Origin of the sequence: Intestinimonas sp. UBA1698 (genome assembly GCF_002320075.1) — a bacterium.
Lineage (GTDB): Bacteria > Bacillota > Clostridia > Oscillospirales > Oscillospiraceae > Intestinimonas > Intestinimonas massiliensis.
The window spans coordinates 195-12267 of record NZ_DCJO01000028.1; the positions used below are offsets into that span (position 1 = coordinate 195).

General features: G+C 64.8%; 10 protein-coding genes and 1 pseudogene. 2 read left to right on the plus strand and 9 right to left on the minus strand.

Annotated elements, in window-relative coordinates:
• The 4 genes and pseudogenes from B3H64_RS05455 to B3H64_RS05470 all read right to left on the minus strand — a co-directional run.
• Positions 1-198 (minus strand): annotated as a pseudogene (locus tag B3H64_RS05455) (2,3-bisphosphoglycerate-independent phosphoglycerate mutase); the annotation flags it as partial.
• 32 nt (positions 199-230) lie between these two features.
• Positions 231-1007, minus strand: coding sequence for a triose-phosphate isomerase (gene tpiA, locus B3H64_RS05460; protein ID WP_050617085.1), 777 nt, complete (start codon positions 1005-1007; stop codon positions 231-233).
• Positions 1008-1035: 28 nt separating this feature from the next.
• Entirely contained in the window at positions 1036-2226 is a 1191-nt protein-coding gene (locus B3H64_RS05465) for a phosphoglycerate kinase (RefSeq protein WP_238072777.1), read from the minus strand.
• A 76-nt stretch (positions 2227-2302) separates the two neighbouring features.
• Entirely contained in the window at positions 2303-2815 is a 513-nt protein-coding gene (locus tag B3H64_RS05470) for a tRNA (cytidine(34)-2'-O)-methyltransferase (RefSeq protein ID WP_050617083.1), read from the minus strand.
• A 224-nt stretch (positions 2816-3039) separates the two neighbouring features.
• On the opposite strand from B3H64_RS05470, the gene proB reads away from it, so the two are divergent.
• Together proB and B3H64_RS05480 are read left to right on the plus strand one after the other, a co-directional pair.
• Complete coding sequence (proB, locus tag B3H64_RS05475; protein WP_414600961.1) at positions 3040-3861, plus strand: glutamate 5-kinase; 822 nt, start codon at positions 3040-3042, stop codon at positions 3859-3861.
• 29 nt (positions 3862-3890) lie between these two features.
• A complete protein-coding gene (locus B3H64_RS05480) occupies positions 3891-5141 on the plus strand; it encodes a glutamate-5-semialdehyde dehydrogenase (protein ID WP_286733606.1) in 1251 nt (416 codons plus the stop codon).
• 40 nt (positions 5142-5181) lie between these two features.
• On the opposite strand, the gene B3H64_RS05485 is transcribed toward B3H64_RS05480, so the two are convergent.
• The 5 genes from B3H64_RS05485 to B3H64_RS05505 all read right to left on the minus strand — a co-directional run bounded on the left by B3H64_RS05485 (position 5182) and on the right by B3H64_RS05505 (position 12019).
• Complete coding sequence (locus tag B3H64_RS05485; protein WP_286733609.1) at positions 5182-7266, minus strand: SEL1-like repeat protein; 2085 nt, start codon at positions 7264-7266, stop codon at positions 5182-5184.
• 120 nt (positions 7267-7386) lie between these two features.
• Positions 7387-8757: a citrate/2-methylcitrate synthase gene (locus B3H64_RS05490; protein ID WP_256302968.1), complete on the minus strand. Its 1371-nt coding sequence runs from the start codon at positions 8755-8757 to the stop codon at positions 7387-7389.
• Positions 8758-8938: 181 nt separating this feature from the next.
• The gene (locus B3H64_RS05495; RefSeq protein ID WP_286733664.1) at positions 8939-9520 is read right to left on the minus strand and encodes a chromate transporter; all 582 of its coding nucleotides are present in this window, start codon (positions 9518-9520) and stop codon (positions 8939-8941) included.
• Positions 9517-10095 carry a chromate transporter gene (locus B3H64_RS05500; protein WP_286733612.1) on the minus strand — a complete coding sequence of 193 codons (579 nt, stop codon included), beginning with the start codon at positions 10093-10095 and terminating at the stop codon, positions 9517-9519. The genes B3H64_RS05495 and B3H64_RS05500 overlap by 4 nt, the downstream gene beginning before the upstream one ends.
• A gap of 1 nt (position 10096) precedes the next feature.
• Positions 10097-12019 (minus strand): NAD(+) synthase, encoded by a 1923-nt coding sequence (locus B3H64_RS05505; RefSeq protein WP_238072783.1) that lies wholly within the window; start codon positions 12017-12019, stop codon positions 10097-10099.
• Positions 12020-12073 lie beyond the last annotated feature (54 nt).

Sequence of the window (12073 nt, forward strand, 5' to 3'; positions counted from 1 at the left end):
GTGGCCCACCTCGCTGTTGCCCATCTGTCCCTCGGGCAGGCCCACGTCCAGGCCGGAGGCGGACAGCTTACAGCCGGGATTTTCCGCAAAGAGCCGGTCCAGGTGGGGCTTTTTGGCGTTGGCGATGGCGTTGCCGGCGGTCTCGGCCCGGAGGCCGAAGCCGTCCATGATGATCAGAGTCGTCGGTGTTTTTTTCATAGAAACCTCAAATCTAGTGTCTGAAAGACGCTTTATTCACCCTGATTGGCGGCGTTGATGATCTCCACGAAGTCGGGGGCCTTCAGAGAGGCGCCGCCGATGAGACCGCCGTCCACATCAGGCTGGGCCAGCAGCTCCCGGGCGTTCTTGGCGTTCATGGAGCCGCCGTACTGGATGGTGACGGACCGGGCCACCCGGGCGCCGTAGAGCTTGCGGATGATGGCGCGGATGGCCTGGCAGACCTCGCCGGCCTGCTCGGCGGTGGCGGTTTTGCCGGTGCCGATGGCCCACAGGGGCTCGTAGGCGATGACCACGTGGCGCAGCTTGTCGGCGGTCACGCCGGACAGGGCGCACTTGACCTGGTAGGAGATAAGCTCCATGGTCACGCCCAGCTCCCGCTGCTCCAGGCTCTCGCCCACGCAGACGATGGGCCGCAGGCCCACCTCCAGGGCGGCGTGAACCTTCTTGTTGACGGTGGCGTCGGTCTCGTTGTAGTACTGGCGGCGCTCCGAGTGGCCGATGACCACATACTTGACGCCCAGCTCCTTGAGCATCTCAGCGGAGACCTCGCCGGTATAGGCGCCGTTGGCCTCATAGTGGCAGTTCTCCGCGCCGATGGCCACCCGGCAGTCCTTGAACAGCCGGACTGCGGCGGGAATGTTCACGTAGGGGACGCAGAGGACCACGTCGCACCACTTGCCCCGGGGCAGGATGGGCTTGAGCTCCTCGGCAAAGGCGCGGGTCTCGGAGAGGGTCTTGTTCATCTTCCAGTTTCCGGCGATGATGGTTTTGCGATATCTTCTATTCATCGGTATCAGTCTCCTCTTTCTCTGGCGATTATCGGTCCAGCAGGCAGGCCACGCCGGGCAGCTCCTTGCCCTCCAGGAATTCCAGGGAGGCGCCGCCGCCAGTGGAGATGTGGGTCATCCGGTCGGCAAAGCCCAACTGCTCCACCGCCGCGGCAGAGTCGCCGCCGCCCACGATGGTAATGGCGCCGGACTCGGCCAGGGCCTTGGCCATGGCCTTGGTGCCCTCGGCAAAGGCGGGGAACTCAAACACGCCCATGGGGCCGTTCCACACCACGGTGCCCGCGCCCTTCACGGCGGCGGAGAAGGCCTCGATGGTTTTGGGGCCGATGTCCATGCCCATCAGCGCGTCGGGGATGTCGGCCCCCTCCAGCATGGGTTGGGCATCCTTGGAAAACTCGGCGGCGCACAGGTTGTCGGTGGGCAGCAGGAACTTTACGCCCTTGGCCTGGGCCTTGGCGATCATCTCCCGGGCATAGTCCAGCTTATCCTCCTCCAGCAGGGACTTGCCGATGGTGTGCCCCTGGGCCTTGGCGAAGGTGTAGGACATGCCGCCGCCGATGATGATGGCGTCGGCCTTTTCCAGCAGGTTGTTGATGACGTTGATCTTGTCGGAGACCTTGGCCCCGCCCAGCACGGCCACGAAGGGGCGCTGGGGGTTTTCCAGGGCCTTGCCCATGATGTCCAGCTCCTTACCAATGAGGAAGCCGGAGACGGCGGGCAGATAGGCGGCCACGCCGGCGGTGGAGGCGTGGGCGCGATGGACCGTGCCGAAGGCGTCGGAGACATAGACCTGGGCCAGGTCGGCCAGGGCCTTGGCAAAGGCGGGGTCGTTTTTCTCCTCGCCCTTGTCAAAGCGCAGGTTTTCCAGCAGCATGATCTGGCCGGGCTGAAGGGCTGCGGCCTTGGCCTGGGCGTCCGGGCCGATGATGTCCTTGGCGAAGAGGACCTCTCTGCCCAGCAGCTGGCTGAGATGCTGGGCGACCGGGGCCAGGGACAAAGATTCCTTCCACTCCCCCTTGGGCTTGCCCAGGTGGGAGCAGGCGATGACGGCCGCGTTCTGCTCCAGCAGGTAGCGGATGGTGGGCAGGGCGGCCACGATGCGCTTATCGTCGGTGATGGCGCCGGTGGCCTTGTCCTGGGGCACGTTGAAATCGCAGCGGAGCAGGACCTTTTTTCCCGCGACATCGATGTCTTTTACCGTTTTCTTGTTGTAATTCATGGCGAAGCTCCTTTCAAGGATGGATGGTATGGAGGAGAGCAATGGATGGTGAACGCAATGGGGGAGCAGGGGGGCTTCAGCGCCGGATCTGGCCGGACTTCTGCCGGGCCCAGGCGGCGGGGCCGTCAGCGGCCAGGCCGGGAAAGTCCTGCTGGCGCAGGGCCTCGTAGGTCACGGCGGCCACGGTGTTGGCCAGATTGAGGCTGCGGGCCTCCGAGATCATGGGCAGCCGAACACAGCGCTCCGGGTACCGCTCCCGCAGCCACTGAGGCAGTCCGGCGGTCTCCTTGCCGAAAAACAGCCAGCAGCCGTCCCGGTACGGGGCGTCGCAGTAGCGCAGCCGGGCCCGGGTGGTGGTGAGCCACAGGTCGGGGTCGGGGTGCCGGGCGAAGAAGTCGTCCAGACTCTCGTAGACGTGCAGATCCACCAGGGACCAGTAGTCCAGTCCGGCCCGTTTCACGGCCTTATCCGAGATATCGAAGCCCAGGGGCCGGACCAGGTGGAGGGCGCTGCCGGTGGCGGCGCAGGTGCGGGCGATGTTGCCGGTGTTCATGGGAATCTCCGGTTCCACCAAAACGATGTTCAGCATCTTACGAAACCTCCCGGACTTTCGTGCGTAGGTCGAAGCCCCTTTCAGCAGACCCCATTGTAACGCAAAGGTGGCAGAATTACAACACTAAAAAGCATAAATTCTGTATGAAATTTCTTTGTTTTCCACACAGTTGAGCAGAAACGGTGGATTTTAGGAAATGGCTCTTTTCGAATGGGGCCCGATGTGGTATGATGAGACCACTTATAAGGAGCGTGAGAGCCTTGGAAGAGAGCCAATCCTGCCTGCGGGTGGTGGTGAAGGTGGGCACCTCCACCCTGACCCACGACACCGGCAAGCTGAATTTGAAGAACATGGAGCATCTGGCCCGCACCCTGGCCGACCTGGAGGGCATGGGGCATGAGATGATCCTGGTGTCCTCCGGCGCCATCGCCATCGGCAGCACCAAGCTGGGCCAGCGGGAGCGGCCCACCGAGCTGCGGATGAAGCAGGCCGCAGCCGCCGTGGGCCAGTGCACCATGATGCACGTCTACGACAAGCTGTTCGGAGAGTATAACCGGGTGGTAGCCCAGATCCTGCTCACCGGCGAGGACGTGGACGCCCCGGTGCGGGCCGAGCATCTGCACAACACCTTTGAATCCCTGCTGGAGCTGGGGGTCATCCCGGTGGTGAACGAGAACGATTCGGTGTCCTCGGCGGAGATCGAGACAGGGAAGTGCAAGGTGCTGGGCGACAATGACACCCTGTCGGCCATGGTGGCCCGGCTGTGCCGGGCGGACCTGCTGGTCCTACTCAGCGACATCGACGGCCTTTACGACGATGACCCCCACCAAAACCCCGGCGCCCGGCTCATCCACCGGGTGGACCGGGTGACGCCCGAGCTGCGGGCCGTGGCCGGGGGCGCGGGGACTTGGCGCGGCACCGGCGGCATGACCACCAAGCTCAACGCCGCGGAGCTGGCCATGAAGGCCGGCGTAGACATGGTCATCACCAACGGCGCCCGGCCGGAGGACCTGTACGGCATCGTGGCGGGGGAGGACATCGGGACCCGGTTCGTGGCTCAGCCGGAGATCCTGAAGCTGTAACGCAGAGCGGAAAAAAGGAGGGAATGTCCATGACCATTCTGGAGACCCAGGGCCTGGCGGCCCGGCACGCCGAGCGGGTGCTGGCCGTAGCGGGCGCCGCCCAAAAGAACCGGGCGCTGGAAGCCATGGCCCGGGCGCTGAAAGAGCGGGAGAGCGCTATCCTGGCCGAGAACCAGAAGGACCTGGCCGCCGCCCGGGAGAGCGGCATGAAGGCGTCGCTGCTGGATCGGCTGGCCCTCAGCCCCCAGCGCATCGACGGTATTGTGGAGGGGGTGCGGCAGGTGGCCGCGCTGCCCGACCCCATCGGCTGCGTCACCCGGATGGAGAAACGGCCCAACGGCCTGGTGATCGGCAAGCGCCGGGTGCCCCTGGGCGTCATCGGCATCATCTACGAGGCCCGGCCCAACGTCACTGTGGACGCCGCCGCCCTCTGCCTCAAGTCGGGCAACGCCGTCATCCTCCGGGGGGGCAAGGAGGCCTTCCGCTCCAACAGGGCCTTTGTGGCGGTCATGCGGGACGCTCTGGAGGCGGCGGGCCTGCCCCGGGACTGCGTGGCCCTGGTGGAGGACACCAGCCGGGCCAGCGCCCAGGAGCTCATGGGGCTCACCGGCTATCTGGACGTGCTCATCCCCCGGGGGGGCGCGGGCCTCATACGGACGGTGGTGGAAAACGCCAGGGTGCCGGTCATCGAGACCGGCGTGGGGGTGTGCCACGTCTATGTGGACGAGGAGGCCGACCTGGATATGGGGGCCCGGATCATTTACAACGCCAAGACCTCCCGCCCCTCGGTGTGCAACGCGGCCGAATGCCTGCTGGTCCACGCGCAGGCGGCGGAGGCCTTCCTGCCTAAGGCCAAGGCCCTGCTGGATCAGAAAAATGTGGAGCTGCGGGGCTGCCCCAGGACCTGCGCCATTCTGGGGGAGGGCGTCCAGCCCGCCTGTGAGGCGGACTGGGACACCGAGTTTGGCGACTACATCCTGGCCGTGAAGGTGGTGGAGGACGCCGGAGAGGCCATCGACTTCATCAACGCCCACGGTTCCGGCCACTCGGAGGCCATCGTCACAAACAATTATTTCACGGCCCAGCGGTTTTTAGACCAGGTGGACGCAGCGGCGGTCTATGTCAACGCCTCCACCCGATTCACCGACGGCTTTGAATTCGGTCTGGGGGCCGAAATCGGCATCTCCACCCAGAAGATGCACGCCAGGGGCCCCATGGGTCTGGAGGAGCTGACCTCCAGCAAGTACATCGTCTACGGCACCGGACAGGTGCGGGAATAAAAGAACGGGCCCGCCTCTACAAGAGGCGGGCCCAATTGATTTATGATCCAAAGAGCCTGCCGAGCAGGCCCTTTTTCCTGGCTTGGGGCGCGTCCGCGTCGGCCTCCAGCGCCCGCAGGTCCTCCGCGGCGCCGGTGCAGCCCGCCTCCGCCGCCCGGCGGAGCCAGTCTAGGGCCTTCTCCCGGTCCTTGGGCAGAGCGCCGGCGCCGTCCCGGTACCACTGGCCCAGCACATGCATGGCGTCCCCGTCCCCCAGTCCGGCGGCCTTTTGCAGCCAGGTCAGGGCCTCCCGTTCGTCCCGCTGCACCCCGATTCCCGCCCGGAGACAGCGGCTCAGAAGGCCCATAGCCCGGGGAAGGCCCTGCCCGGCGGCTTTTTCCAGCCATTCCACCGCCGTCTCCGGGTCGGGCTCCACGCCGATGCCGGTGAGATAGCAGTAGCCCAGGTTGCATTGGGAGGGGGCGTGGCCCGCCAGGGCTCCCTGGGCGTACCAGTGGACGGCCTCGGCTTTGTCCATGTCCACGCCGGCGCCCAGCTCGTAGCACAACCCCAGATCGCACATAGCCACGGGGTAGCCCTGCTCAGCGGCCCGGCGATAGAGTTCCACCGCCCGGGCCTCGTCCCGCGCTGTGCCGTCGCCGTACTTGCAGCGGTCGCCCAGAATGTCCAGGGCCCGGGGAAAGTCCTGCCCGGCGGCTTTTTCCAGCCATTCCACCGCCTGGCCTGGGTCGGTCTCCACGCCGATGCCGTTGAGGTAGCACACGGCTAGGTTGCACTGGGCGGGGGCGTAGCCCTGCCGGGCGGCCCGGGTGTACCACTCTGCGGCTAGGGCCGGGTCCTGGGGCATCCCCGCGCCGGTTTCATAGCACAGGCCCAGATCACACATGGCGGGCGGATAGCCCAGCCCGGCGGCCGCCTGGAACCACCGGGCGCCCGCTTCGTCATCCCGGGGCAGACCGTTGCCGTTCTGGCAGCAGCGGCCCAGCAGGAGCTGGGCCCGGGGAAAGTCCTGCTCCGCTGCCCGCCGCAGCCAATGCACAGCCTGCTCCGGGGACGGCTCCGTTCCGATGCCCGTGAGGTAACAGTAGCCCAGATTGCACATGGCGGGGACGTAGTCCTGCTCGGCGGCCTGGGCGTAGAGCGCCACGGCCTGGGCTGGATCGGGCTCCACGCCCGTACCCATTTCATAACACAGGCCCAAATCGCACAGAGCGGGAAGATAGCCGGCCTCGACGGCCTGGCGGAAGAGGTCCACGGCCTTGACCACATCCGGTTCCACCCCGTCCCCGTCCCGGTAGCAGCAGCCCAAAATGCTGACGGCCCGGGGAAAGTCCTGGGCAGCGGAGCGCTGGAGCCACTCCACCCCCTGCGCCGGATCGGGCGCCACCCCGATGCCGTTGAGGTAGCACACGGCCAGATTGCACATGGCGGGGGCGTAGTCCTGCTGGGCGGCCCGGCGGTAGAGCTGGACGGCCCGCTCCGGATCGCGTTCCACGCCGGTGCCGCCCTCATAGCAGTTGCCCAAAATGCTGACGGCCCGGGGAAAGTCCTGGGCGGCGGCCCTCTCCAGCCAGGCCGCGGCCTGGACGGGGTCGGCTTCCACGCCGATGCCGTTGAGATAGCACACGGCCAGGTTGCACATGGCGGGGGCATAGTCCTGCTCGGCTGCCTGGAGATAGAGCCCGGCGGCCCGGGCGGGGTCAGGGTCCACGCCGGTACCATTTTCATAGCACAGCCCCAGGTCGCACACCGCGGAGACGTAATCCTGCTCGGCGCACTGCCGGTAGAGCTCCGCCGCCCGGACCTCGTCCATCTCCACCCCTGTGCCGAACTGGTAGCAGCGGGCCAGGGTCTCCATGGCTCGCAGGTCTCCCAGCTCGGCTGCCTGAGAGAGCCAGTGGACGGCCTGGACGGGGTCGGCTTCCACGCCGTCGCCCTCCAGATACCGGAGGGCCAGGTCGTACTGGACGGAGAGCTCCCCCAGCTCGGCCTGCTCCAGCAGGGCCTGAAATTTCTCCCTGGACTTTTGCAGGCCCTCCATCGCCCGCTGGATCAGGTGGGTATTGATAAAGACCACATCCTGCGGATGGTAGGCTTCGCTGGTCGGTTGGATGTCTTGCGCCATGGTGGTATTCCTCGCTTTTCTTCTGGTTGCCCTATACTTTATCAGCACAGCCGTCCCGTGTCAACTTGGGCAGAAAAAAGGAGGGCGGACGCCCTCCTTTCCCGTATCCGATGCGGCGGTTCAGCGCTGGTCGATGGGCACATACGCCTGCCGCTGCCCCACGTAGCAGTAGGCGGGCCGGATGATCTTGCCCATGTTGATGAGCTCCTCGATGCGGTGGGCGCTCCAGCCTGCGATGCGGGCCACGGCAAAGATGGGGGTGTAGAGCTCCAGGGGCAGGTCCAGCATGTGGTAGACAAAGCCGGAATAGAAGTCCACATTGGCGGCCACGCCCTTATAGATCCTGCGCTCGTCCCCGATGACCTGAGGGGCCAGACGCTCCACCCGGGAATAGAGCCCGTACTCCTCAGTACGGCCCTTCTCCCGGGACAGGGTCTCCACAAAGGAGCGCAGGATGTTGGCCCGAGGGTCGGACAGGGAGTAGACCGCGTGGCCCATGCCGTAGATCAGCCCGGCCCGGTCAAAGGCCTCTCCATGGAGGAGGGCTTTCAGGTAGCGCTTGATTTCGTCCTCGTCGTTCCAGTCCTTCACCTGCTGCTTCATATCCTCGAACATGCGGATGACCTTGATGTTGGCGCCGCCGTGCTTGGGGCCCTTGAGAGAGGCCAGGGCGGCAGCCATGCAGGAGTAGGTGTCGGTGCCCGAGGAGGTGACCACGTGGGTGGTGAAAGTGGAGTTATTGCCGCCGCCGTGCTCGGCGTGGAGCATCAGGCAGATGTCCAGAATGTGGGCCTCCCAGAAGGAGTAGGAGGAATCGGCGCGCAGCAGGGAGAGAATGTTCTCGGCAGTGGACAACTCGGGGCTGGGTGCGTGGATATAGAGAGAATTGCCCTCTTTGTAGTTGTATGCCTGGTAGCTGTACACCGAGTAGAGGGGGAAGGTGGCGATGAGCTGCATACACTGTCGCACCACATTGGGCAGGGAGATGTCGTCGGTCTTGTCGTCATAAGAGGCGATGGAGAGGACGCATTTGGCCAGGGAGTTCATCATATCGGCGCTGGGCGCCTTGAGGATCACGTCCCGGACAAAGTTTTTGGGCAGGGTGCGGTAGGAGGCCAACTGGTCCATGAAGTCGTCGAGCTCCCGGCGGGTGGGGAGCTGCCCGAACATGAGCAGGTAGGCCACCTCCTCAAAGCCGAACCGTTTTTCCTGGAGGGAGCAGCGGACCAGGTCCTCAATGCTGTAGCCGCGGTAGAAAAGCTGACCCTCGCAGGGTACCGTTTTGCCGCCCACCACCTGGTTTGAAACGATCTCGGAGACCTCGGTCAGACCGGCTACCACGCCCTTGCCGTTCAGGTCGCGCAGGCCGCGCTTGACGTCGTAGCGCACATAGTCGTCCGGGTCGATACAACTGTTTTGCAGGCTTCTTGCCGCCAGCGCCTCGATAGCAGGCGTCACGTCGGAATAGGAGTAGATGGGGGTGCTGGCCATGGGGATCGCGCTCCTTTCTGATACAGCGCAGCCGGAGGGAGGCCCCCCGGCTGCAGATGGATGTTTCTCAAAAATTACTCTAGCACACAAATGTTACCATTTTATGAATTAATAGAACTTTTGCCTTGCAAAAAGTCCTCCGGCGCCGAAAAGGCCCGAAGGACTTTTTTCTGAAAAACCACTAAAAACGGAATAAAATGCCCACCAGCGCGCCAAAGGCGATGAATAATATGGGGTGGAGCTTTTTCAGCCTGGGGACATTGAGGCCGAGAAAGACCAGGGCGAACAGTGCGATGGACTTCCAGTTGAACAGATGGGTGAAGAGAACGCCCGGCTCGGGAAGGGGCTCCTGCCAGAACAGCAGGCTCACCTTGGCCACCGACAGAAAGCCCGCCGAGGCGATGAGGGCGGTGGAGGCGGGGCGCAGGCCGTAAAAGACGGCGTCCACGGTCCGGCTCTGGCGGAATTTCTGGAGAAAGCGGGCGATGACCAGGATGATGATGATGGAGGGGGTAATCAGTCCCAGAGTGGCGATAACGCAGCCCATCGGCCCGTTGGTCTCAAAGCCCACATAGGTGGCCATGTTTACCCCCATGGGACCGGGAGTAGACTCCGACACGGCCACCATATTGGCCAGTTCGGCCGGGGTAAACCAGCCGGTACGGGTACCCAGGTCGGTGAGAAAGGGGATGGTGGCCAGGCCGCCGCCCACGGAAAACAGACCCACCCGGAAGAACTCGAAATGCAGGCGCAGCAAAATCACTTCCTCCACCCCCTTGCCACCCGGATGCCCAGCCCGGTCAGCCCGGCCAGGACCACCAGCACCACCGGGGAGGTGAAGAAGGTGACCACGGGGTTTTCGAAGGTGAAAAACACCGATGCGGCGGAGAGAAGGAAGACCACGGCGAAAAGAACGGCGGTAGCTGGGTCGACGATGGTGGTCTTGCGCAGCTTGAGGACGCTGGAGAGAATGAGCGCACAGACGGCGGCCCGCACGCCGGCAAAGGCGTGGCCCACCCAGGGATTGTCAGCCACGTGGGAGAGGAAGGCGGCGATGACCCCGATGATGACCAGGCAGGGGAAGATCAGACCCAGGGTGGCCGCGATGCCGCCGGGGACGCCCTTCTCCTTTGCCCCCACAAAGGTGGCGGTGTTGACGGCGATGATGCCGGGGGTGCACTGGCCCACGGCGTAGTAGTCGGCCAGCTCAGACTCGGTGGCCCAGCCCTTGCCGTCCACCACCTCCCGCTGGAGAATGGGGAGCATGGCGTAGCCTCCCCCGAAGGTACACACGCCGACCTTGGCAAAGGTGAGAAACAGATCAAGATAGAGGTTCATCTTACGCCAGCCCTTCCAATTCGTCCAGCCACAAAGAGGCCACCGCATCCGACGGCATGCGCCAGTCGCCCCGGGGGGAGAGCGTGACCGAGCCCACCTTGGGTCCGTCCGGCAGACACGAGCGCTTGAACTGCTGAGCGAAGAAGCGACGGTAGAAGGTCTTCTCCCACCGGAGGATGGTGGCCCGGTCATAGGTCCGACCAAAGGCGTGCTCGGCCAGCCGCAGCACTTTTTTGGGCGGGAAGCCCCAGCGGATGGCGTAATAGAGGAAGAAGTCATGCAGCTCGTAGGGGCCCACCAGGTCCTCGGTCTTCTGGGAAATCTGGCCGTTGACGGCGGGGAGCAGCTCGGGGGAGACGGGGGTGTCCAGGATGTCCGCCAGCACGTGGGAGAGTTCGGGCTCGCTCTCGGCCTTGTCTCCACAGACGTAGCTGACCAGGTGGCGCACCAGGGTCTTGGGGATGGAGGCGTTGACCCCATACATGCTCATGTGGTCCCCGTTGTAGGTGGCCCAGCCCAGGGCCAGCTCGCTGAGGTCGCCGGTGCCCACCACCATGCCGCCCACCTGGTTGGCGATGTCCATGAGCACCTGGGTCCGCTCCCGGGCCTGGCCGTTTTCAAAGGTCACGTCGTGGTCCTCCATGGACTGGCCGATGTCCTTGAAGTGGCGCTTGACCGCCTCGCTGATGTCGATGCGCTTCAGCGTGGCGCCCAGCCGCCCGGCCAGCTCCACGGCGTTGTCCCGGGTGCGGTCGGTGGTGCCGAAGCAGGGCATGGTCACGGCGATGATATCGCTGGCCGGACGGTCCAGCAGCCGCATGGCCACGGCGGTGATGAGCACCGCCAGAGTGGAGTCCAGCCCGCCGGACAGCCCCACCACCACCGCCGCGGCGCGGGTGTGCTCGATGCGCTTTTTCAGCCCCAAGGCGGCGATTTTGAGGATCTCGTCGCACCGCTCGGCCCGGCCCGCCGCATCCTCCGGGACAAAGGGGGTGGGGGAGACGTAGCGGGTCAGGGTGGTGGTGGAGGGCTCCAGCTCCAGGGAGATGGAAGGACAGCGCTCCTGCTCGGCGGGGAGCTGGAAGGTGGTCATCCGGCGGCGCTCGTAGGCCAGTCTGGCCACGTCGATCTCTGAGATGGTGAGCCCGGTGGCAAACCGCCGCTCGGCCAGGAGAGTCCCATTTTCTGCAATGAGATTGTGGCCGGTGAAGACCAGGTCGGTGGTGGACTCCCCCTCCCCGGCGTCGGCATAGACGTAGCCGCAGACCAGCCGGGCGGACTGGCCGGTCACCAGGCTGCGGCGGTAGCCCGCCTTGCCCACGGTCTCGTCGCTGGCCGACAGGTTGAGAATGAGGGTGGCGCCCGAACGGGCCAGAGCGGCGGAGGGGGGCTCCGGGGCCCACAGGTCCTCGCAGAGCTCCACGCCCAGGACCAGGTCGGGGATGCCGTCAAATGCAAAGATTTGGCGGTCGGTGATGGGGACGTAGACCTCCCCCACCCGCACACCGGCGAACCGGCCCGGCTCCCAGGCCGAGAACCACCGCTTCTCGTAAAATTCCCCGTAATTGGGCAAATGGGTCTTGGGGAGGAGGCACTGTACCTCTCCTTTGTGTATAACGGCTGCACAGTTATACAATTTGTTGTTAAAACGCACCGGCATCCCCAGTGCCGTGACCATGTCCAGATTTTTGGTGGCCTCCAGAATGGTGGACAGCCCCTCCTCGGCGCCGCTCAAAAGGGTGTCCTGCAAAAACAGGTCCCCGCAGGTATAGCCGGTCAGGCACAGCTCGGGCAGGCACAGCACCCGCACCCCCTGGGCGGCGGCCTCCCGCATGAGGGTAAAGATCTGCTCGGCGTTATAGCGGCAGTCGGCCACCCGGATCTTGGGCGTGCCGGCGGCGACCTTGACGAATCCATCGCGCATAGATGACGACCTCCTTCGTGTCAGAGGTATTTTACCCCAACGAAGCGGCATTTG